Here is a 22979-nt window from a genome sequence, read left to right on the forward strand (position 1 = left end):
ATTCGGACGAACGAGAATCGACAGAAAGGACGACGGCCTTGCACTCACCCCCTTGACGGTCGAGCGATTAGACGACCCGCTGCGCGGGAGGGGCGCCTGCGGTTGAGGTAGTGATCAAGAACCGGTCGTCGCGCTGGCGTTGAGCGTCGTCCGGCGGGGGCAGAGCATGACGGGCTTCTTCAACAAGGAGCCTGACCAATGCCCCATCCCGTTCTCGATGCACCCATCAGCCCGCTGCGCCAGCGGCTGATCGACGACATGAACATGCGGCGTTTCTCACGCGAGACGCAGCGCAACTATCTCCGCGACATCGGACGCCTGGCGACATTCCTCGGGCGTTCACCAGACACCGCTACCGCCGACGACCTGCGCCGGTTCCAGATCGAGCAGCAGGAGGACGGCGTTCCCGTGCCAACGATGAACAGCATCGTGTCGGCACTGCGCTTCTTCTTCACCCACACGCTCGACCGCCCGGACCTGGCGCGCAGGCTTGTCCGGCTGGCGCATCCGCGCAACCTGCCCGTGGTGCTCAGCCGCGACGAGGTGGCCCGGCTGCTCAACGCCACCACGTGTCTCAAGCACCAGGCCGCATTGTCAGTCGCCTATGGCGCGGGCCTGCGTGTCGCCGAGGTGTCGATGCTGAAGGTTGCCGACGTCGACAGCGAGCGCATGCTGCTGCGCGTCGAGCGTGGCAAGGGCGGGCGCTATCGCAACGCCATGCTCTCGGAGGACCTGCTCTTGTTGCTGCGTGAGTGGTGGAAGGTCGGACGTCAGCAGGGCGTGATGCACCGCGACGGCTGGCTGTTCCCCGGACAGCACGCGATGAAGCCGATCAGCACGCGGCAGCTCTATCGCATCGTCGTCGAGGCAGCCCAGGCCGCCGACATCGCCAAGCGGGTCGGGCCGCACACGCTACGCCACAGCTTCGCCACCCACCTGCTGGAGGACGGCACCGACATCCGCATCATCCAGGTCCTGCTCGGGCATGCCAAGCTCAACAACACCGCCCTTTACGCGAAGGTGGCGACCCGGACGGTCTGCCGTGACGAGCCCGCTCGACAAGCTCGGGCTGTTCAAGCCGGGAGAGGTCTCGCCCGACATCTGAGCCGTACGCGCCTCGATCGAGGTCGCCGACATCTTCCGTGCTGCCGGACCCGTTTACCGGGCTGCCCATGCAGGTCACCTTAGCCTCGCCCAGCTCAAGGTCATGTCGGCGATCGAGTATTGCCGCACCGCAGCCCTTGGCGGTCACGTCGAGGCTTGCGAGGACTGCGGCCAATGGCGGATCGCCTACAACTCCTGCCGCAACCGGCACTGCCCGAAGTGCCAGGGCGCGGTGGCACGGACATGGTTGGCCGAGCGTGAGGCCGATCTGCTGCCGGTCGGCTACTTCCATGTCGTGTTCACGCTGCCCGCCGAGGTCGCCGACATCGCGTTCCAGAACAAGGCGCTCGTCTACGACCTGCTGTTCAAGGCGGCAGCGGAGACGATGCTGACGATCGCCGCCGACCCAAGACACCTCGGCGGGCGCATCGGCATCACCGCGGTGCTCCACACCTGGGGATCGGCGATGACGCACCATCCGCACCTGCACATGATCGTGCCGGGCGGCGGCATCGCGCCGGACGGAAGCCGCTGGATATCTTCTCGGTCGGCCTTCCTGCTTCCGGTACGCGTACTCGGCAAGCTGTTCCGACGGCTCTTCCTCACCCGGCTGGTCGCGCTGCACGACGCAGGACGGCTCGCCTTCTTCGGATCGATGGCGCACCTGTCCGCGCGGCAGGCATTCGTGCGGCACCTGTCGCCGGTCCGCAAGAAGCACTGGGTGGTGTACGCCAAGGCGCCGTTCGCCGGGCCGGAGGCGGTGCTCGCCTATCTGTCCCGCTATACCCACCGGGTTGCGATCTCGAACCGCCGGCTGATCGCCTTCGACAAGAGCGGCGTCACATTCCGCTACAAGGACTACCGCCGCGACGGCGCCGATCGGCAGCAGGTCATGACGCTCGCCACCGACGAGTTCATCCGCCGATTCCTGTTCCACATCCTGCCACGTGGCTTCCACCGCATCCGGCACTACGGCCTGCTCGCCGGCTCTGCTCGCAAGACCAGCCTCGCACGCGCCCGCGAACTGCTGAACGTCGCTGCGCCGTCGGCGGACGACAACTCGGTAGAACCGACTGACTTCCGTCCGCCATGCCGGTGCTGCGGCGGAAGCATGATCATCATCGAGACGTTCGAACGGTGGCGACAGCCGCGCGGACCGCCGGACACCACGGCGACGAACCGGGAGAACTCTCCATGACCCGGCATGGCATGCTCCAGCCTTCAGCCGCAGGCACTCAGCCTCCGGCAACGGACCCACGCGTGTCCATGGTGATTATCGACGCCGAACGGGTCGCGTCCGGCCGCGCGACGAGCCAACAATACCGCGTGGCTGAAACGCGAAACGGTCCGTCCGCATCAAACCCGCCGCTTCCCAGCGGCGGTCGCGCCATCGCCGACACCAGCCGCAAATCGAAATCCCCATAGCCATCGACTGTGGCCCACGGGTTCCTTCCTCGGGGACTTTCGTACGCCTGCCGGCGCCCGAAACTCTTCACGGTAACGGACAGTCCGATCATGGGTCGGCCTATTTGGAAAGGGGACGTACGCGGTCGGAGCGTCATCGTTCGGCAGGTCTCGATCAGCGGCGTGCGCGCATCGGGGCCGGCCACGGGACGCCAGCTCAACCCGACCACCGCCTGAACTAAACACCTGCCAAACGATCTGAGCGTCTCGGGCGGGGCGGGGGGCCGTATAGCGGAATGGCGGCTTTTGGCGTCCGAAGAACGATAGCGGACGTTCAGCGGGTGGGTCCGGCCGCAGCAAACTTGAACTGGCCATTCGCAACCCCGTAAACAGTCTCCATGACAGCGAGGTGCTGGCGGGACGTTCGGCGTAGCAAGTTTTGCGCTCGCTACCTACGCAAATTGGGCGTATCGTGGCATATCGTCTGTTGCTAATAAATGAGCCGGCGACTGAGAGCGCAAGACTCTCGCATCGGACTAGGCGCGCTAGGTTCCACAACTACTCGTCGCGCTCACCAGACCATCTGCCTCTGCTGAAACCTCTTTTCCTCGGTTCCGGCCAGTATTGCTTTTGCCAATCGGAAGAGGAGCGTTCTGATGCAGATCATCCAAACCCGCCGCCGGTTCCTAGCCGGCGCTGCAATGGCAGGCGCTGCCGGTATCGTCGGTGTTCCAGGGTCACTCCACGCGGAACCGCCGTTGGAAACGACCACGGTTCGTCTGCCGCTGTGGGTCGGTAGTTCCTACTGTTGGGCAGGTGCGTACATCGCCGGAGAACTGATGCGCGCCGAGGGTCTTACCGATGTCCGCTACATAGAAGGCGACAGAAGCGTCAACCAATCGGTATGGATCGCACGCGGTGAGACCGATTTCTCCGTGAACTTTGCGCCGAACCAGGTCGCGTCGATCGCCGCCGGCGTGCCGATCAAGGTGCTGACCGGCTTGCACTCGGGATGCCTCGAACTGATCGCCAAGGAGAGCATTCGCAGCGTCACGGATCTGCGGGGCAAGAGAGTGGGCGTGAACGGTTTCAACAACTCGCGGCACGTGTGGCTGTCCCTCATGTCCGCTTATGTCGGACTCGATCCAGTGAACGATATCCAATGGGTCTTGACTAACGACGTCAAGCCGACGGAACTCTTCGTCGAAGGGAAGATCGACGCATTCCTCGGGACGCCGCCCCAGCCGCAGGAGCTGCGCGCCAAGAAGATCGGCCACACGATCCTCAACAATGCCGTCGACCGCCCGTGGTCGCAGTATTTCTGCTGCATGATCTCGGCCACGACGGACTATGTGACAAGATACCCGGTGGCGACCAAGCGGGTCTTGCGATCCATCCTCAAGGCCGCCGACCTCTGCGTGTCAGATCCCGAAAGTGTGGCCCAGCAGATGGTCGATCGCGATTTCGAGACCAGCTATGACTACGCGCTCCAAACTCTGAAGGACATTCGGTACGACCGCTGGCGGGAATTCGATCCCGAAGACTCCTTGCGGTTCTACGCACTGCGCATGCAGGAGACCGGCATGATCAGGTCCAGCCCACAACAGATCATCGCCAACGGAACGGACTGGCGCTTCCTCGACGAGTTGAAGCGTGAGCTGAAAACCTGATCCCATCTGGTCTCGAGGGGAGACGTAGACATGCAAATCATTCAGAGCCGCAGGCTCTTCCTGGCCGGCCTGACGGCTGCCGGCACCGCAAGCCTCGTCGGCGCTCCAACTCGAGTTCTTGCCGAGCCAGGGCCGGAGACCACACGCATTCGCTTGGCCAAGATCCCTAGCATCTGCGTGGCGCCACAGTATGTTGTAGAGGACCTGCTGCGCACTGAGGGCTTCACCGAGGTTGCCTATGTCGCGGCAGGCCCCGGTGCGGCCACGGCCTCCGCGGTGGCGAATGGCGAGATCGACTTTAGCCTCAACTTCGTGACAAATTCGATCGTCGCCTTGGACTCCGGTGCGCGGCTCACTCTGCTCGGCGGCGTCCATCCCGGTTGCTTCGAGCTGTTTGCCAAGCACGGGATCGACAGCGTCGTCGATCTGAAGGGCCGGAACGTCGGCGTCCAGGGGCTCGGTTCGGGGCCGCATCTGTTCCTCGCCAGCATCGCCGCCTATGTCGGGCTCGATCCAGCGCGCGACATCAACTGGGTGGTGGACCCGGCGGTCAAGCCCAAGGAGCTGTTCGCGCGGGGCGAAATCGATGCATTCCTGGGCTTTCCGCCGGACCCGCAGGAATTGCGGCGCAGCAAGGTCGGGCACGTGATCGTCAACAGCACAGTGGACCGACCTTGGTCGCAATATTTTTGCTGCATGCTGTCCGGCAACAGCGATTTTGTGGCCGCGCATCCGGTTGCTACCAAGCGGGTGCTGCGCGCCATCCTCAAGGCCGCGGATCTATGCACCGCCGCGCCGGCCTTGGTTGCCGAGCGCTTGGTCGCGGGCGGATTCGCCAGCCGCTACGATGACGCGTTCGCAGCGATCAGCGAGTTGCCCTACCGGAAATGGCGGGACTACGATTCAACTGACACCGTCCGCTTCTATGCGCTGCGGCTGAAGGAAATCGGTTTGATCGGGTCCACACCCGACAGGATCATCGCCAACGGAACAGACTGGCGCTTCCTCAACGAGCTAAAGCGAGAGCTGAAGACGTAGACCTATCGCCGATACGCGTTGCCTTTTCAAGGGAAGGAGAGACTCGTGCAGATTGTCCAGAACCGTCGCCGTTTCCTTACAGGCCTGTCTGCGCTCGCAGCCGCGGGTCTTGCAAAGGGCCGCAACGCGGCCGCCGCCGAAGCGGCACCTGAAACCACGACCGCCCGCTTTGCGGCGGCGCCTGGTATCTGCATCGCTCCGCAGTACGTCGCCGAGGATCTGATCCGCGCAGAGGGGTTCTCAGATTTCGGCTTCGTGGCCGCCGAGGCCGGTTTCGCCCAGACCGAGATGCTGGCGCGCGGGGACATCGACTTCGGCATTGACTTTGCCACGGCCCTAATCATTCCGGTCGACACTGGCGCCCCGATCAAGGTGATCTCCGGAGTCCATGTCGGCTGCTACGAGTTGTTCGGACGCGAGAACATCAAGAGCATCACAGATCTCAAGGGCCGCAAAGTCGGCGTCGGCGGCAATCTATCGTCGGATCCGCATATCTTCGTCAGTGCCATGGCGACCTATGTCGGCCTCGATCCGCAACGCGACATCGAATGGATCGTCGGCGAGGCAAAGCCGGCGGAGCTCTTCGCCGATGGCAAGGTCGACGCCTTCCTGGCTTTTCCGCCTGAGGCTCAAGACCTCCGCGCCCGCAAAGTCGGCCACGTCATCCTCGACAGTTCCAAGGACCGGCCGTGGTCGCAATATTACTGCTGCATGCTGGCGGTCAACGCCGCGTATGCCGAGAAAAATCCAGTTGCCACCAAGCGCGTCATCCGGGCCATCATCAAATCGGCCGATATCTGCGCGGCCGAACCGGAACGGGTGGCACGCCTCTTGGTGGATGGCGGACACACCGAACAATACGACTACGCCGTGCAGTCGCTCCGCGAGCTCCCATACTCCGATTGGCGCGACTTCGATCCCGAGGATACGGTCCGATTCTTCTCGTTACGGTTGCATGAAGCCGGCATCGTCAAGTCGAACCCGAACGAGATCATCGCGAATGGCACCGATTGGCGCTTTTTCAACGAGGTAAAGCGCGAGATGAAAGGCTGAGTCTGCTCGTGCCGAGGGAGAGGAGACGTGACATGGAGATTGTCCAGAGCCGCCGCCACTTCATTATGGGCCTGTCGGCGGTCGGCGCCGCGGGTCTCGTCAACGTGCCGACATCGGCTCATGCCGAGCCGGCGCCAGAGACCACGACAGTGCGTTTGCCAAGGACGTTCCGCGCCCTTTGCGAAGCACCCAAGAATATCGCCGGGGAGCTATTGCGCGCCGAAGGGTTCACCGATGTACGCTACATAGACTTGGCCGCCGACTCCGATCCGTTCGCGATGCTCGCAAACGGCGAACTGGATTTCGCCACCGACTTTCCGCCACCGCACATCATGGCGATCGAGGCCGGCATGCCGATAAAGGTGGTCACCGGCCTGCACTCCGGCTGCCTCGAACTGATCGTCAACGAAAGCATTAACAGCATCTCCGACCTCAAGGGCAAGAGGGTGGGCGTGTTCGCGCTGACCTCAGCTCCGCACATGCTCGTAACCCTCATGGCCGCCTATGTCGGTCTCGATCCCGCCACCGATCTCAAGTGGGTCGCGAACCCGGACGTCAGCTCGATGCAACTATTTAACGAAGGAAAGGTCGATGCCTTTCTGGCGGTGCCACCCGAGCCGCAGGAGCAGCGCGCCCGGAACGTCGGCCACACAATCCTTAATACGACCGTCGACCGGCCATGGTCGCAACACTACTGCTGCATGCTTGCCGGCCGCGCGGACTATGTCGACAGACACCCCGTGGCGACCAAACGCGTGCTGCGAGCGATCCTCAAGGGCGCCGACATCTGCGTGTCGGATCCGCAACTGGCTGCGCAACTATCGGTCGACGGCAAGTTCACCGATCGATACGACTATGCATTGGAGGGCTTGCGCGGAGCGCGCTACGACGTGTGGCGGGAGTTCGACCCCGAAGACACGATGCGCTTCTACGCACTGCGGATGAACGAAGTCGGCTTCATCGAGGCCGGCCCTAACAAGATTATCGCCAACGGCACGGATTGGCGCCTCCTCAACGAGATCAAGCGCGAGATGAAAACGTGAGCGAGTGGCCGGCGCGCATCTTGGTGCTGGCGCTGATGGCCGGGCCGGCACACGCGCACGACGCGCGGCACGACGAGCGCCTGCCGACGATCGGACAGGCGCCGGACTTTACCTTGGTATCGCAGGATAGTGTGCGCGTGTCGCTGCACGACTTTCGCGGCAAGGTGGTCGCCGTCTCATTCATCTATACGCACTGTACCGACGTCTGCCCCATGCTGACCGCCCATATGGCCAGCGTGCAGGAGGAGTTGGGTAACGCGTTCGGACCCCAGATCGCCTTCGTTTCGATCACCGTCGACCCGGAGCGCGACACGCCCGATGTTTTGAAGGAATATGCGCAGAATTTTGGCGCCGATCTGAAGGGCTGGTCGTTTCTTACCGGTGATCCGGCGATTGTCCATGAGGTTGGACGGAAATACGGCGTCATCGCGAAGAAAACGGTGAACGGAGATGTCGACCATACCTTGCTGACGTCGCTCGTAGACCCCAATGGCATCTTGCGAGTACAGTATCTTGGCGTCCGGTTCGACTTGGAGGAGTTCCGGGATGACCTTGTCAGCCTCTTGGACGAATCCAAATAGCATAACGAACCGGCTCGTTGGCTGGGTTGCCCGGCTGCCGGCGCGCGTCCAGACCAAGCTCTTGATCGCGTTCCTGTCGATCGTCGGCCTGCTGATCGTGCTCGGGGCCGTCGGGTTGCAGGTGCTGAGTGGGGTCAACGATCAGACCAACGAGCTGATCAAGCTGCAGCGCAGGATCGCGGCCTATCGCCAGGTGCAGCACGATACGACCACCCAGCTCTACGGCATCTCCACCGCCCTGTTGCTTCAGGACAACCGGATGCTGGATGGGGCGCTGCGCCAGCTCAACCAGTTTGGCTATGACCTCGACCGCATGGAGTTCGTCGCTAAAACTGAGGCGGAGGTGCTGGGCCAGGTCCGACAGGAATACGAACGGCTCGCGGCCGGCGTGACGCGTGTCGCGGAGCTCTTCCGCGCCGGTCGCACGGACGAAGCGCGCAAGGTTCAGCTGGACGAGATCATGCCGTCGGCCGACCGCCTCGAGCGGCTGACGAACCAGTTGGTCAACATGGCCGAAGCCGACATGGTCGTGGCCATCGAAGCGAGCGAGGGGGCGTACGGCACCTCCCAACTGGTCGTGGTTGCTTTCGCTGTGGGCAGCATCCTGCTCGCGCTTGCGCTTGGCTACATAATCTCATGGTCGTTGATCGAACCGGTCAAGAAGATCGAGACGCGTCTCAGTCAAATAGCGGCCGGCGACTTCGCCCAACACGTTGCCGTCGCCAATCGCGACGAACTTGGAGTGCTCGCCGCTAACGTCAACCAGACCTCCGACCAGCTGGGGCGCCTATATCAGGAGATTGAGACGCGCACCCAGCAGCTCGACGAGGCCCTTCAGCAGCAGACAGCCACTGCAGATGTTCTGAAGGTCATCAGCCGCTCTACCTTCGATCTACAGGTCGTGCTCGATACGTTGGTGGAATCGGCTGTCAGGCTCTGCCGTGCCGACAAGGGTGGTATCGTGCAGTTGTTGGATGGCGTATTCCGCTATGTGTCGACGCATGGCTACCCGCCCAGTTTCCGCGCTTATGTCGACGCCAATCCACTTCCAGCGCTTGCCGCAGGCCGAGGCTCCGCCGTAGGGCGCGTAATCGAAGAACGTCGGATCGTGCAAATCGAAGACGTGACCGCTGATCCGGACTACCGCGTGGCCCTGATCGCTGAGGCAGGCGGGTTCCGCACCGTCCTCGCTGCCCCGCTGTTGCGGGAGGGTGATCTCGTAGGCGTATTCGTCATGACCCGGGTTGAGCCGCAATCTTTCAATCCCAAGGAGATCGCGCTCGTCGAGACATTCGCCGACCAGGCGGTGATCGCCATCGAGAATGCGCGGCTCTTCGAGGCGGTGCAGTCACGAACGCGCGAGCTTGCCGCGTCTGTTGGTGAGCTCGAGGCGCTTGGTGAGGTGAGCAAGGCGGTCAATTCGACGCTGGATCTCGACACGGTGCTGAAAACAATCGTCGCCAAAGCGGTCCAGTTGTCGGAGACGGATGCTGGCACCATCTACGTGTTCAGCAGCACGCGGCAGCAATTCCGTCCGCGCGCAAACTTCGGTATGAGCGATGAGCTTATCGCCGCAGTCTCACACCAGACGATCGGGCTGGCCGACATGGGGATCGGCGACGCACCCGGGCGCTGCATGCCGGTGCAGTTTCCCGACCTCGGCCAGGAGACCTCATCCTTCCTTGTAAGAAAGACGATCGTCGATGCCGGATATCGCGGTATCCTGATCGTTCCGCTGCTGAGGCCCAACAAGATCGTAGGTGCACTGGTCGTCAGGCGCCACAAGCCAGGTGCCTTCCATGAGCAAGTTGTCCATCTGCTGGAGACCTTCGCAGCCCAATCGGTGCTCGCGATCCAGAATGCCAAGCTGTTCCGCGAGATCGAGGAGAAAGGCCGGGAGCTGGAGGCAGCTAGCCGCCACAAGTCCCAGTTCCTCGCGAATATGAGCCACGAGCTCAGAACACCGCTCAATTCGGTCTTGGGCTTCACAGAACTGCTGGTCGACGGCATCTACGGCGAACTTCCGGACAAGGCAAAGACGACCGTCGCGCGTGTGCAGGCAAACGGCCGTCATCTCCTCGGGCTCATCAACGACGTACTCGACCTTTCGAAGATCGAAGCCGGTCAGCTCACGCTGGCGATCGAGGACTACTCCGTCGCGCAGATTGTTCGATTGGCCGTTACGGCTGTCGAGCCGCTGGCACGAGCGAAGGGTCTTGAGCTTTCAACGACTGTTGCCGAGAACCTTCCAATCGGCCGCGGGGACGAACGCCGTTTGACGCAGGTCCTGCTCAATCTTGCAGGCAATGCCGTCAAGTTCACCGAAACGGGTGCGGTCGAAATTCTTGCCGGCGCGGCCGACGGACATTTCGAGATCACCGTCCGGGATACAGGTCCCGGCATCGCGTCCAAGGACCAGGATCTCATCTTCGAAGAATTCCAGCAGGTCGACAACAGCAGCACCAGGCAGAAGGGTGGCACAGGTCTCGGCCTGGCGATCACAAAGCGCATCGTCGAAATGCATGGTGGGACCATAGACGTCGAGTCCGTGCTCGGGTCAGGATCGACATTCCGGCTGAAGATACCAATCCGGGTGAATGAGGAAGTGAGGGCCGCATGAGCAAACGAATCCTGATGGTGGAAGACACCGAGGACAACCGCCAGATCATCCGCGATCTCATCGCCACCACCGAATACGAGTTGATCGAGGCGGCGGACGGTGCCGCCGGCGTCGCTGCTGCTGCGGCCGAGAAGCCAGACCTGATCCTCATGGACATTCAGCTGCCGGTAATCGACGGGTATGAAGCGGCCCGCCGTATAAAGGCCGATCCGGCGCTGCGGCACATCCCGATCATTGTCGTCACATCCTATGCATTGTCGGGCGACGAGGCGAAGGCCCTTGCTGCAGGGTGCGATGGCTACATTGCCAAGCCATTCAGTCCGCGCCAGCTGCTCGCCGAGATTCGTCAGTTCCTTTCCTGAGGGGAGACGGTACCTTGCACGATCCGCCTCGCATTCTCGCGGTCGACGATACCCCGGAGAACCTTGAGATCCTTCGCATGCGGCTCGAGGCGAATGGCTACGAAGTGGTGACTGCCGCGGATGGTGAAGAGGGGCTTGGTAAGGCCCGCGATCTCACGCCGGATCTGATCCTGCTCGACATCATGATGCCGAAGCTCGACGGCATCAGCGTGGTGCGTATGCTGAAGCAGGATCTCTCGCTGCGATCGATCCCGGTCATTCTTGTCACCGCAAAAGCCGACACGCGCGATGTGGTCGAGGGGCTGGACGCCGGGGGCGATGACTATTTGACAAAGCCCTTCGAGCACCAGGCGCTGTTGGCGCGGGTGCGCTCGATGCTGCGCCAGAAGGCGCTTCACGATACCGTCGCAAGCCAAGCCGTGCAGCTTTCCGATTGGAACCGCTCGCTCGAGCAGACCCTGGCGGAGCAGGTGATCGAGATCGAGCGAATGAGCCGGCTCCGGCGTTTCCTGCCCGAGCAAGTCGCCGACCTCATCCTTGCGGCGGGAAATGGCGACACGCTTCTGCAAAGTCACCGCCGCGAGGTGACCGTCGTTTTCTGCGATCTACGCGGCTTTACAGCCTTCGCCGAGACTGCCGAACCTGAGGAGGTGATGGCGGTTCTTGGCGAATACCACGCCTGTCTTGGTGAACAAATCGTCCGCTACGAGGGAACTCTTGAGCGATTCGTGGGCGACGGTATCGTCGTCGTTTTCAACGATCCACTGCCCTGCGCCGACCATACGGAGAGAGCCGTCCGCATGGCTGCGGCGATGCGTGATGCGATTGACGAGCATTCAGAGCAATGGCGCAAGCGCGATCACTTGCTCGGCTTCGGAATCGGCATCGCCCGAGGCCATGCAACCATCGGGCGGATCGGTTTCGATCAGCGCGCCGATTATGCAGTGATAGGCACAGTGTCGAACCACGCCGCCCGATTATGCGAGGAAGCCAGGCCACGCCAGATTCTCGTCAGCCAGCGGGTCGTTGGTGCCGTCGAATCCCTGGTTGAGTCCGTCGCCGTTGGCGAACTGACGCTGAAGGGCTTTCGCCGACCGATGCCTGCCTATGAAATCGTGCGGTGGATCGGTCGGCCAAGCTAAGGATCACTGTGCCGAATGAGATAGATCGCCTCCTGCGCATCGACTGAATGGGGCAATACAAGGATGCCGGCAGCTATAGACCGATCAGCGATCGGATGGCCTTGAGTTCCATGGCCGTTGCTCCTTGTTTCCGCCTCGCTCGAGGGAAACACGTTAGCTCGTCGGCCACGTTACAGATAGCCGGTTGGCTTCTTTGCCAAAAGGCGCGACAGGAGTTTCCCGAAGTAATCTATGACAACGTCTGGACAAGATGGCCGTAACGGATGTGCAGCGTCCGTTCATGGCGCAAGCTAGACTTCTGCGAACGCGACCTTTGGACCCGATCCAGTCGTCACGTGGGATGAACTCGAACGTCTCGAATTGGTTCGAGAAGGCGCCTTTTGGCAACTACCCGACGATCCGTTTTGTCAGCGCCCTGGAAGGTACGAGGGTTCCGTAAAGGGCTTGGCCCTGGCTGAGAGCATTGCCCTCGCCACCAACGTTGACAAGGCGTATGGTCGTTAATCGTTGGCTGAAAGCGTTCTTGGCCAGCGACTGAAGAACGACAAGACTCCCGCCTTTATACAGGGCGTGCTCCAACTCGCGATTACTCGGCGCGCTCACGCATTGTCCGTCCTCTACTGGGGTCATTTGCTTGATCCCTAGGGACGATCAGTTTGCCAAAGGAGCGTCCCGATGAAGCTAATTCAGAATCGTCGCGCATTCCTGGCCGGCCTGTCGGCGATCGGCGGTGCCGGGCTCCTCAATGTTCGCCCATCCAGTGCGGCCGGGGAGCCTGCTTTGGAAACGACAACCGTCCGCTTGGGGCAGTGGGTCGGAGGCGCTTACTGTTGGGCGTCCATCTACCTCGCCGGAGAACTTCTGCGCGCCGACGGTTTCACCGATATCCAATATGTCGAAGGCGACACCCACGTCGACAATTCCAAGTGGCTCTCCGCCGGCCTGATCGATTTCGACATGAACATGCCGTCGATGCACGTTAGGTCCATCGACGCCGGCGTGCCGGTCAAAGTGCTGATCGGCGTGCATTCCGGCTGCTTCGAACTGATCGGCAACGACAGCGTCCGCAGCATCAGGGATCTGCGGGGCAAGCGCGTCGGGGGAGGGTCGGTGGAGTCGCATCCTCACATCCTGACGGCCCTCATGGCCAACTATGTCGGGCTTGATCCGGTGCACGATATCGAGTGGGTTGAGGGAGAACAGGCCCCCATGCAAATGTTCATCGACGGCAAGGTCGATGCCTACATGGCTGGTCCGCCCGAACCGCAGATCCTGCACGCCCGGAAGATCGGCCATACGATCGTCAACAACGGGACCGACCGCCCGTGGTCGCAATATTTTTGCTGTATGGTGGCCGGTAATGCGGACTATGTGAGCAGATACCCGGTCGCGACGAAGCGAGTGTTGCGCGCCATTCTCAAATCGGCCGACCTGTGCGCTTCTGATCCGTCGTTGGCGGCACAGCAGCTCGTCGATCGAGGCTTTCTGCCCAACTATGACGAAGCGCTTGGGACGCTGAACGGTGCTCAGCACGACAAGTGGCGCGTGTTCGACGCCGAGGACAGCGTGCGGTTCTATGCACTGCGCATGCAGGAGACCGGCATGATCAAGTCGAGTCCGCAACAAGTCCTGGCCAACGGAACGGACTGGCGTTTCCTCAACGAGCTCAAACGCGAGTTGAAGGCCTGAGACCCCAGCAGACGCAGTTCTCGCCTTGGCGCTGAACATAGCGCGGACGAGTGAGCACGACGCGCCGAACGACGAGCGCCTGCCGACAATCGGACTGGCTCAGGACATCACGTTGACATCGCAGGACGGGGCGCGCGTGTCGCTGCGCGATTTTCGCGGCGAGCAACGCGGCCGGGTGGCGGCAGCAACCGGCCTCCAGATATTAGTTGTCTCTGGAGGACTGCTGTTTCGCGGGAGCAGCCGTATCCATCAACGGCAACCACACGGGAACAAATGTCGCAAACGTTATGTCGTCTGTTCGCTCGAATGTCCGCCTTTGGGTTACGGCTTTGGGCTGCTCAACGGCCGACATCAGGCGCAAACCTGACCCCTGGCTGCGAATTCGAACCCAATACCCCGTCATCCTATGTTCATGATTTGTGCTTGAAACTCGCATAATTGGCAGTGAGGAATTGGGAGCGAAATCTCCCGAAACCGGAACCCACCCCATTCAAGGCCTCAGCTCTGACGAATGGCAGTTCCCATGTGACATGAATTGCCACAACGCGCTTTTCATGCTTGCTAGGCCGATGTCTCGTCCTCGCTTGCTGCCCGAAAAGAATCTTCCGACCTATGCGTACCTGCCTGGCAAACATCCGCATCCGGTACGGGACCCCTTGGGCCATAGCTACCGAAACGATCCCGTGACCGTCCCCCTTGCGGAAGCGTTAGGCTCGGATGTCTTTCGATGGGGAATCGACCTTTTTAACCACGGCTATTACTGGGAAGCCCATGAGGCTTGGGAGTCTCTTTGGCACGCTGCGAAACGAAGCACCCAGCACCGCCTGTTCTTCAAGGGATTGATCCTATTGGCGGCGGCCGGGGTAAAAATACGCGAGGGAAAGCGGGTCGCTGCCGTGCGCCACGCGACAAGAGCTGCCGCGCTTTTTCGTCAGGTGGTGACGGTGCCGAGCCGGCACTTTGAGACTGCACTCGGGATGACACCTGCCGCGCTTGCAGAATATGCCGAAGCGGCCGTAACTTCCCGGGTTTTCTTGCCAGAGCTAAACCCTGACCAGCCCGAGCCCATTTTCGATTTTATTCTCGCCCCAAAATTGGAGAGTGTCTGATCGGCAACCCTCCGTTCAACCCAGCTTCGCCTGTGGGAAGGCGTTGTAAGTAACCCTATTTATAAAAGCCGCTCACCACCGCATGCAGCGCCGTAAAGCAATAAGCGCTGGATCGGCTGCGGAGCCTTGACTTCAGACGAGGCATACCAAGCTTGTTGCCGCCCTGGACGCGCCGACGTGACGCCTCTATTCGCCGGACTACTTGGTCGACAGGGTGAGCGATCGACAACGATGGCGGTGCGGGACCACCCCAAAGTAAGTCAGAAACAATCACCCCAGCGATCAACGACTTCCTGCTTTCTGATGGCCTTGGTGTTTGTTGTAAAACCATCCGCGAGAGGTTCCACAATCCGGCGGCGCGGCGGCTGGTGCGCACGCGGTTCGCCCAATGCCGAATTCCCTTTCGCCTGGACCTGGCTGAAAATTCGCTGCGCTGGTTCTTTCATTGCACCGGCAATTCCGCCAGCTATTTCAGCTTCCCGTTTCCGTTGAAACTGAAATCTCTATCCGCGCTGATTGAGACCGTGATGTCGTCAAATTCACGCCTTTGACCCTGAGGCGACCTTCGCCGGCCGATACGCCAATGTCGCCAGTACGCCAAAGAACAGACGCTGGTCGGTAGCCCGCGCCGCTTAGTGGGGACGATAGATCACAGCAGCAGCCTCGAGCGAGCGCGATTGTCGCGGATGTAGACTATGAACAGAAGCAGCTAACGCCCGATGTCGTCCGGCCCAGCCGCGGGATTCGACCATCCGGGTGAGAAGATCGCGGTCGATCCGGATAGGGGGTGCCCTCCGGTGTCACCACGCGCCCTGCCATGGACGCCTGGCACGCGCAGACGAGCTCTTTGCGGTGCGATCAGCTCAAAGTTGAAGGGCGAGCGAGTATCGTCGAATCGAGAGGCAATCAAACCGGGCGATCTAACGAAACCGACTTCGATTTGCGGCTGCGAACGGTCGGCTGCTTGATCTAGACCTGCGCTATAAACTCTGGAAATAAATTACCAAAGCGCATGCGTTTTGTGATATGGTGATCTGTTGGCCACAAAAAATCAAGAAAACAAAGGAGGCCGCGATGAAAGATTATTTTTCATTTCAGCTATTCATGAGAATGTCGACTGTGTTGTTTATCGGTACTGCTATCTATGCTATGGCATTTTGGAATACATGGTAGCGTTTAGGTTCAACGCTTAGACTTTCTCGCGACTATTCCCTGACATTTCTCACTCCGCGCCGCAACTACGACGCGGCGGGGAAGCGCATCGCGAACCGAGTGGACCTGCCAGACGATCACTCAGGGAAGAATCCACCCCATGGACTATGTCCGCGGCAGCTCTCGACCTGTGCATACGTTGATGTTGTCCAGACGCTGGCTGGTGAAGCCCAGCCTCGCCAAGCCCCTGCGCACCTCCGGCGTGCCCATGAACAGCTTCCACAGCAGCCCTGTACGATGGTTCTCGATCATCGCGATGATCGGCCCCTGATTGATCGCCAGATAGGTTCGGGAGTACCAGTTGCGATATTCGCAAAACGCGTCGACAAAGCCAAAGCGGCCCCATATGCGGTTTCGCGGCTTGGTCAGGAAACCACGTAGCGCGCACATCGCTTCCGCCGGAGCATAAGGGAAACTCGACAGGGCAGCGGACGGAGTGATCACGCCAAAGTCTCTGTCAGGTGCACTCGCGACGTACCCTCGCGGCCCATGGCTCGCGGTCAGACCCCAGCAATCAGGGCCGTATCCCAAATGGTTATGGGGATTGCGGACGCAATGCCAATAATTGATCTGCGTATGACGGAGGTTCTGTTGCCAGTAGTCGGCGTATCGGTCGCTTAGGCTTCGCGGATCGAGCCCGCAGAAGGAATAGTGCGAAAAGAAAAGCGGACCACCAGAATTCATTCCCAACGGCAGGACGATCCCGTAATGGTCGCGCCCGTTTCGAAAGTCGGGTCCACCCGCAAAGCCTTCATGATAGATCCCCGGATCGATCGGGTGGCGCGCTGATCCCGCCGCCAGCACGAAAGTGAGCAGGCATTCGTTCCAACCCCTGATCGGGCTGTCCATCGCCCAGCCGTGGTTCGGGCTCCAGTGGCACATAAGTTGCCGAGCCCCACGTGTGAACCAGTTCCATTCGGCCTATGACAACAGCGCGTTTACACACTCGCGAAGGCGCGCTTCCTCGGTTGCCATCCCGGCGAAATATTCACGGGCGCAAATCAGACCTTGAAACAGGAAAGTGGTTTCGACCAGATCAGCGCCGTCGTCCTTGCGTCGGAACGGAATTGTCGCACCAGTGCGGCCATTGATGAAATGCGGGAACACGCCGTGATAGCGCTGCGAGCTTCCAGGAAATCCAGCATTCCCTGCAATCGGCTTAATGCTGCCGTGCGATCGATCCATCCGCGTTCAACCGCAACGATGATGGCCAACATACCGAAACCAGAACCACCGATCGCCACGAGATCGTTGGCCGGAGCACCGGTGGTCTTCTGTCGATCTCGGGCAAGGCCGCTGACGGGATGTGCGCCTTCCCAGAAGTACCGGGCCGCTTGCCGTTGCACAATGTCCAGCAGCGCGTCCTCGTCGACTTTGTGAACGTTTGCCGGGAGGTCGGGTGCTTGGAGTGTGCTGGGGATCATCGAGCTGGTTGCTGATTGGCATACAGACCGCCGGACATTGTGCGATGTCAGGTCAAATGCTGCCATAGGATGAATCGGCTGCAATCTAGGGGTTACACAGCAATGGCCAAGGGTCAACCTTCGGCGCTGATTCACATTCTCCCGTTGGGGCGAAGCCTCGCCCTTCTGGTCGAGTAAATGCCCCGGCATTTGCTCGGCCAGAGGGGGAGAGCGCAGCCCGCCCACCGGCTACAGGCGTGCGGGTCAAGGGGTCGTGACGGCGAAAAAACGGAAGGTTCGGCCGCCGGCCGAAAGCCGTTTTCAGCGAGATCCTCGGCGCAATCTTCTCGCGCCAGCCTTCGCCTATACTACAGCGCTCTTTGGGGGCGCTGTACGGGCAATCCAGCTGGTCCGGCCCGGGATAGAACAATAATCGCCTCCCACGCGGCGAGCGTCATGTGAAGGGGAGGGCGCTTCCAGCAAGGCGGCTTCATAGCTATCGGCCGTGTCCTCGCCTGATAGTTTCGACCTGACTGCGGACGGTCTACTTCCGTGACATTTCGAGACGTTCAAGACCTCGAAGCTACGCGTCCGCCCATAGCGCTACTTGCTCGTTCCCCTCGATGAGACGAATGGCAACATTTGCGACCCGTTGCGGACGCTCGATCGCAGAAGGCGTACGGTGAGTCCGGCCATTGCCGGTGGGAGGCACGAAGGTCTTGGAAGACCGAAGGCGGGATTGGGGTCTCCCGCCGCAGGAGGCAAGTGAGATGGGTATGGCGTGATCGCGGAAGGTGGCCCGAAGCACGGCACTGGCTTCTCCGGAAATCGCTTGCTAGTGGCGCCAACCTTGCTTGAATTCGTCGATGAACCATCGCTCGACGTCGCCCCGCACCGAAGTACTGCTTCGGAATTTCAAGTGGCCCGGCGACTTCTGCTCAAGCCAAGAAAAGAAATCGGAACATCTCGGATTCTCTGGCTGATCAAGATCCCCGCGCTCTTCAGCCCATTTTGTGCAAAAGTAGCGAACACCCTGTTCTGCTTCCTCCCTGGTCATGAGGGATGACAGGTGATCACCCAAAGGCAAGTCTTCTGCAGGCGCCAGCGCGAGCGTGCCCGCGTAGCTCACCAATGCTGCGATGCTGAACAGCTGATGAGGTATATGGAGGGATTAAGCTGGCGCCCGCTTTGCGCCTGATTCCGGCCGGTCGCACCTCAATCTCCCTTCCCGAAATCGGTCCGCACCGAAGAGGCCATGCGGGGACGAGATCACCCCATTGCGGTGAAGAGAGCACCCGATAATGCCAAATGCGGACCCGAATGCGTTGACGACAGCACAAACACATGATGTACCAATACCCACCGCCGCCCCGAGCACCCCGACACCGAGCCGTCGGCATGACGGCGACCGATCGTTCCGCCGCGGTCTGGATCGACCAATCGCTGGCCCACGTCGCTGAAGCCATCGGCCGCATGGACGATCGGTTCCTGGCCGAGCACCAGTCCGCCCACGATGAGCCGCGCTCGCCGTCTGTGGACATGATTGCCGCCGTGCTCGAGCGCGAGTGGTGGCGCCGGTAGCAGGTGGGGCGCGACGAATGAAGCGCCGGCCTAGTTCAACCTGGGCGACGCCCTTCAAAGCTGGGACGATCGATCTTCAACAAGCGGTCTGCGGCCTCGACCGCAGTTCGTATCCTGCTGCGCAGCGCGAGATTCTCGGCCAGCATTTCTTCAGTGCGTTGAAGCGCGAGCTCGGTCCGGTGGATGCGCCGCCTGGCATTGGCAACTTCCGATGTCAAAATATCTGCCGCTATCCCGTGGGGTTCCATAGTGTCCATCAGTTTCTAATGCATGGGGGGCGATATCGTTCCCTGATATCGGGCGAAACGGGGTGCCGCCGTTACTCTATCAGTGATGAGCGCTGCCAAAACGCCCCGGCCGTCTTTGCCGCCGCGACAAAAGGCGAGATGGGCCGAATGACCAATGCGCTCCCTGTCAGTCGAGGCGGAACCGTATCCCGCCCGAGAGTACATTCGCGCGCATGATTCCGACGAACGCGGACCTTTCATCCGCTATTGAGAAACCTTGCATTCGACGGATGCAGTGGTGCTACGCTTGCGGAGCCCTGGGGTGTCTCCACGCGGAATTGTTCGTCGTGAGCCGATGCCATTGTGCAAGTTTCGCAGCACTCCGGGTGGCTATATCGCCTAAGACAGCATGAGAAGCGCGCCAACTTCTTGTTCGGTGAGCCTGGGTGCAATTCCTGATTCGGACAGTTGAACGAGAATTGTCTTGGCGGTGGGGAGAAAGAGGTAAGGAGAGTGGTCGCCATGACCGTCCTCGCCTACACCCATAGCACAAGGGAGCGCACGATAGCACCGGATCGGATTCGGCCGATCTTGCGATATCGTACGAGGGGAAGGATTTGCTGGGCACCGAAGCTTCTCGTGCCCGGTGCTTCACCTGGACCGCAAAAAAGTCCCGCCGCACTGCCAGGACGGCGGGACCGATCAAGCGCTTTCCACCAGGCGCGGGGATGCGAGGGGGGGCTTTGCCAAGTGAGCGTCGACCGTAAGCGACCCTAAGCGCAACAGCGGCAAAGCGTCTACCAACCGCCGGTGACACGGAGAGGTCAAGTCATCCGGGGTCGCTATCGCTCGCAACCAGACGATAGCGGAAATTGTTGCGGATGTGGTCGTTGAAATAGCGGCCCTTGGCGAACGCGGCCCGGAACGCGGCAAAGGTTTCCGGCGGTACCCCCTCAAACTCGTACCGTTTACGGCTGGCGACGAACCACACAGAGAGGGTTCTTCTGTCAGGATCGTATTCCGTTTTGCGTATCGAGGTGGACGGCATGACGGCGGTTCGATTCGAAAAGCAATCAACGAGCGGAGAGGCCGTCGCGTTCCTAGGCGCGGTGAGGAACGACACTCGGTCGAATGCGAGCGCCGCGGCTGGGCCTTGGAGGGTCTGGAGTGACCAGACAGGGGAGCATGCAGCATGAGCAGGGCAGCCTTCCGGAGTTTCAGACAAGTTCCAGAGTAAATGAACGAAAGTCCCGTTCGTTCGAACGATGACAACTTAGGAAACAGGGGACAGCCTTCGCGCGTTATTCCGTGCTTTGGCCTTGCCGAGGGTGCTTCACTGGCATTGATCTTTTTGGTGCGGCACCCCGGCGCTGCTGCATGCAGTAAGTGGAGAGTGCAATAGCGGTGAGCGCCGCGATCGGCGAGGTTCAGTGATGAATCGTGTGCAGGGCACCACGTCAAAATGTCTCCGCTGTGACTTCGCCTTTATTAAACGACAGCCCTTGATTTTACTTCACGAGATACGCGGCAGGGGGTGTAACGCCATGCCATCCCTCATCCCGCTATGCCTCGTTCTGCTGTTGACATCTCCGGCAAATGCTCAGTTCGTGCCCGAAGCGCCAGCGGTTGCCACGGCTAACGACAGCTCGTCGGTCGTGGTCTCCGAACACACCGACGTCGGCAAAGAACCTGGCAAGCAACAACCGAGCACGCTCGGATCCCGTAAATCTAGTGAGATGGTGCTCAGCGAAACACAGGCACTCAACAAGGGCGCGCAAACGCCGCTCGGCGAGCATGAAGTGGCTTTGCGCCGCGAATTGGCCGCAGCACGAGCGGAGCTAGACGTTATGCAGCGCGGCGTACGTGATCTTAGCGCCCAAGCACACGTGCTGGCAGACACGGTGGCTGAGCAAGCGCAAGCCCTAAAAGAGCAGCAGCGAACAGAGGAAGCGCTCGGGCTCGATCTGGAGACGGCGCAGCGCGTTATCGAAAGCTACAGGGCCGAAGCCAGTCTCTGGAACAGCGAAGAGGCTGCCGCGCCTGGAGCACTCCCCTCTAAGGACGCCTCCCAGCTTGCTGCGAAGCGAACGCTTGATGACGAGCGGCACAAGGTCGAGCTCTTGGAGCAAGAACTTGCCACGGCTCGCCAAACTATCGATGCTCTCAAGACAGGCGCAAATCTGGCGGCCGTCGAGCAGGCCAACGCCATAAGGGAGCGACAGGTGGCCGAGGCCGCTCTAAAGCAGGCTCGAGAAACACTCGAGCTGGGACTCGAACGAGCAGATTCAGCTGTACGTGACCTCGATATTGTTCGCCAGGAACGCGATGCTTTAAAGCAGAACTCGGTAGAATTGAGTGCGGCGCTCGACCAAGAGCGTGAAAGGGCTATCGGTCTAGCCCGCAGCCTCAGTGCCGCGCGTGAGGCAATTGATATTGCCAAGGGTAAGCGTCACACTGCGGCTGTGGAGCGCGCGCCAAAAAGACGTACCCCCGCGAGTGCACTTGCAAGTAGGTTATCGCGTTCGGGCGCCCAACCAGCCCGTAAACCGGGCTTGGAAAAACAGAAAGTGAAGGTCCAAAAGCCGCCGCAAACCGTTCTGCTGGCAACCATACCTCTTCCCGCAGCATTGCTTCCAACACGGCCATCAAAAAGCTCGAGCCGCGCCAGTGAAAACTAGTGAGCGAAATGTATGCCGCAGGAGAGACGAGAATGAAGACATATGTCGCAGCCGCTTTGACGATCGGGATCACAGTTGGGCCTGCCTCAGCTCTTGAAGCAGGCGTGGGCGGTAGGGCGGGCGGTGTCGGGGTCGGTGCTGGAGTGAGCGCCGGTTCGCACGGCGTATCTGTGGGGGCGGGCACGAGCGTCGACGGCGTAGGCGGAGCAAATGTTGGAGCTTCGGTCGGTGCAGATGACGGACCAGTCGACGCAGGCGTTGGTGCCAGCGGCAACGTTGGCGACACAAGCACAAGTACTAGTGTGGGCGACGATCCGTCCGCCGAAAACGAAGCGGCAACCGCACCCGACAGTTCGACTGCAGCGACGGCCCCTGCTTCTGCCAAGACGGCTGAGCAATCCATCGTCCTGCCACCCGTCCTCAGGCCTTCCAAAGCCGGTGACCGTGACTCCTCCAAGGGATATCCCTTTGTATCTTTGGGACTACTGACAGCGAAACCCGGTACGCCGATTCTGATCGTGCGAGCCTGCCGCGCGGCGATCATGGCCGCTGCGATGCCGCTTGGGGCCGTCCGTGTCCACGCGGCAAGCGCAGGCGCCTTGGATCAACGTCGGGGTGCACTCACGGCGCCGATCGAGGTGCGAATAGACTATGCAAGAAAAGGCGGCATCGAAGTCCGGCAGGCGCAAGTCAGTTGTCGTCTCGATGCGTCGGGCAGGGTCACTGCAATAATATAGCGCCAAGCACACCGACAGCGGCACGATCCGCTTTTCCATCTACAAGGCGGCCTTCTTCGGCGATGGCGGAGGTGAGGGCACGCTAACCTTCATGGTCGCCCTCGTCCCATATCGGTTTGCGGAATTTCGGGCGACCTCGCCTTCGGCGCCTCCGAGACGTATTGCGGAGGTACCGTGCGCCACTTACGCCGCGCTCGAGAAGTGACGGTCCTACGGTGCGGCGGGCGGTGGCGGCGCGCTCGGCAAAAGATGGCCAGGCGCCGGTCCGTCTGCGCTTACGCGCAACAGTGGGTCAGACCGCACAGGCTGGCTATGGCTTTGCGACT

Annotated in this window: 20 protein-coding genes and 2 pseudogenes; 16 read left to right on the forward strand and 6 right to left on the reverse strand. The window is 60.9% G+C overall.

Annotation, left to right across the window (positions count from 1 at the left end; all coding sequences use genetic code 11):
* Nucleotides 1-198 precede the first annotated feature (198 nt).
* The 13 genes and pseudogenes from NKI39_RS11440 (at nucleotide 199) to NKI39_RS11500 (ending at nucleotide 14815) form a co-directional block, all read left to right on the forward strand.
* Nucleotides 199-1105 (forward strand): annotated as a pseudogene (locus tag NKI39_RS11440) (tyrosine-type recombinase/integrase).
* A gap of 15 nt (nucleotides 1106-1120) precedes the next feature.
* Nucleotides 1121-2302 (forward strand): IS91 family transposase, encoded by a 1182-nt coding sequence (locus NKI39_RS11445; RefSeq protein WP_352831986.1) that lies wholly within the window; start codon nucleotides 1121-1123, stop codon nucleotides 2300-2302.
* A gap of 862 nt (nucleotides 2303-3164) precedes the next feature.
* Nucleotides 3165-4178, forward strand: a complete 1014-nt coding sequence (locus tag NKI39_RS11450; RefSeq protein WP_352542839.1) for an ABC transporter substrate-binding protein — start codon at nucleotides 3165-3167, stop codon at nucleotides 4176-4178.
* A gap of 30 nt (nucleotides 4179-4208) precedes the next feature.
* Nucleotides 4209-5216: an ABC transporter substrate-binding protein gene (locus NKI39_RS11455; protein ID WP_352831863.1), complete on the forward strand. Its 1008-nt coding sequence runs from the start codon at nucleotides 4209-4211 to the stop codon at nucleotides 5214-5216.
* Nucleotides 5217-5261: 45 nt separating this feature from the next.
* Nucleotides 5262-6269 carry an ABC transporter substrate-binding protein gene (locus NKI39_RS11460; protein ID WP_352772327.1) on the forward strand — a complete coding sequence of 336 codons (1008 nt, stop codon included), beginning with the start codon at nucleotides 5262-5264 and terminating at the stop codon, nucleotides 6267-6269.
* Between the two features lie 32 nt (nucleotides 6270-6301).
* A complete protein-coding gene (locus NKI39_RS11465; RefSeq protein WP_352831865.1) occupies nucleotides 6302-7312 on the forward strand; it encodes an ABC transporter substrate-binding protein in 1011 nt (336 codons plus the stop codon).
* Entirely contained in the window at nucleotides 7309-7893 is a 585-nt protein-coding gene (locus NKI39_RS11470) for an SCO family protein (RefSeq protein WP_352819248.1), read from the forward strand. Before NKI39_RS11465 ends, NKI39_RS11470 begins: the two co-directional genes overlap by 4 nt.
* Nucleotides 7859-10513, forward strand: coding sequence for a GAF domain-containing protein (locus NKI39_RS11475; protein ID WP_352831867.1), 2655 nt, complete (start codon nucleotides 7859-7861; stop codon nucleotides 10511-10513). Before NKI39_RS11470 ends, NKI39_RS11475 begins: the two co-directional genes overlap by 35 nt.
* A complete protein-coding gene (locus tag NKI39_RS11480; protein ID WP_352698959.1) occupies nucleotides 10510-10875 on the forward strand; it encodes a response regulator in 366 nt (121 codons plus the stop codon). The genes NKI39_RS11475 and NKI39_RS11480 overlap by 4 nt, the downstream gene beginning before the upstream one ends.
* Before the next feature lie 14 nt (nucleotides 10876-10889).
* Entirely contained in the window at nucleotides 10890-12017 is a 1128-nt protein-coding gene (locus NKI39_RS11485) for an adenylate/guanylate cyclase domain-containing protein (protein WP_352831869.1), read from the forward strand.
* Nucleotides 12018-12692: 675 nt separating this feature from the next.
* Nucleotides 12693-13706 (forward strand): ABC transporter substrate-binding protein, encoded by a 1014-nt coding sequence (locus NKI39_RS11490; RefSeq protein WP_352831871.1) that lies wholly within the window; start codon nucleotides 12693-12695, stop codon nucleotides 13704-13706.
* Between the two features lie 25 nt (nucleotides 13707-13731).
* Nucleotides 13732-14073: a hypothetical protein gene (locus NKI39_RS11495; protein WP_352831872.1), complete on the forward strand. Its 342-nt coding sequence runs from the start codon at nucleotides 13732-13734 to the stop codon at nucleotides 14071-14073.
* A gap of 316 nt (nucleotides 14074-14389) precedes the next feature.
* Complete coding sequence (locus NKI39_RS11500) at nucleotides 14390-14815, forward strand: DUF309 domain-containing protein (protein WP_352831874.1); 426 nt, start codon at nucleotides 14390-14392, stop codon at nucleotides 14813-14815.
* Nucleotides 14816-15075: 260 nt separating this feature from the next.
* On the opposite strand, the gene NKI39_RS11505 is transcribed toward NKI39_RS11500, so the two are convergent.
* The 4 genes from NKI39_RS11505 to NKI39_RS11520 all read right to left on the reverse strand — a co-directional run bounded on the left by NKI39_RS11505 (nucleotide 15076) and on the right by NKI39_RS11520 (nucleotide 18559).
* Nucleotides 15076-15261 (reverse strand): hypothetical protein, encoded by a 186-nt coding sequence (locus NKI39_RS11505; protein WP_352831876.1) that lies wholly within the window; start codon nucleotides 15259-15261, stop codon nucleotides 15076-15078.
* An 871-nt stretch (nucleotides 15262-16132) separates the two neighbouring features.
* A complete protein-coding gene (locus NKI39_RS11510) occupies nucleotides 16133-16876 on the reverse strand; it encodes a glucoamylase family protein (RefSeq protein WP_352772304.1) in 744 nt (247 codons plus the stop codon).
* Nucleotides 16877-17028: 152 nt separating this feature from the next.
* Nucleotides 17029-17451, reverse strand: a complete 423-nt coding sequence (locus NKI39_RS11515) for a hypothetical protein (protein WP_352831878.1) — start codon at nucleotides 17449-17451, stop codon at nucleotides 17029-17031.
* 814 nt (nucleotides 17452-18265) lie between these two features.
* A complete protein-coding gene (locus tag NKI39_RS11520) occupies nucleotides 18266-18559 on the reverse strand; it encodes a hypothetical protein (protein ID WP_352831880.1) in 294 nt (97 codons plus the stop codon).
* 269 nt (nucleotides 18560-18828) lie between these two features.
* Between NKI39_RS11520 and NKI39_RS11525 the strand changes: the two genes are divergently transcribed.
* Nucleotides 18829-19011 carry a hypothetical protein gene (locus NKI39_RS11525; protein ID WP_352772297.1) on the forward strand — a complete coding sequence of 61 codons (183 nt, stop codon included), beginning with the start codon at nucleotides 18829-18831 and terminating at the stop codon, nucleotides 19009-19011.
* Between the two features lie 35 nt (nucleotides 19012-19046).
* On the opposite strand, the gene NKI39_RS11530 is transcribed toward NKI39_RS11525, so the two are convergent.
* Together NKI39_RS11530 and NKI39_RS11535 are read right to left on the reverse strand one after the other, a co-directional pair.
* A complete protein-coding gene (locus tag NKI39_RS11530) occupies nucleotides 19047-19268 on the reverse strand; it encodes a hypothetical protein (protein WP_352618870.1) in 222 nt (73 codons plus the stop codon).
* Between the two features lie 799 nt (nucleotides 19269-20067).
* Complete coding sequence (locus NKI39_RS11535) at nucleotides 20068-20286, reverse strand: KTSC domain-containing protein (protein WP_352618872.1); 219 nt, start codon at nucleotides 20284-20286, stop codon at nucleotides 20068-20070.
* A 496-nt stretch (nucleotides 20287-20782) separates the two neighbouring features.
* On the opposite strand from NKI39_RS11535, the gene NKI39_RS11540 reads away from it, so the two are divergent.
* Nucleotides 20783-21916 carry a coiled-coil domain-containing protein gene (locus NKI39_RS11540; RefSeq protein WP_352831881.1) on the forward strand — a complete coding sequence of 378 codons (1134 nt, stop codon included), beginning with the start codon at nucleotides 20783-20785 and terminating at the stop codon, nucleotides 21914-21916.
* A gap of 762 nt (nucleotides 21917-22678) precedes the next feature.
* A pseudogene (locus NKI39_RS11550) lies at nucleotides 22679-22951 on the forward strand (hypothetical protein); the annotation flags it as partial.
* Nucleotides 22952-22979: the final 28 nt, after the last annotated feature.

The organism is Mesorhizobium sp. M0664 (genome assembly GCF_040320565.1).
GTDB lineage: Bacteria > Pseudomonadota > Alphaproteobacteria > Rhizobiales > Rhizobiaceae > Mesorhizobium.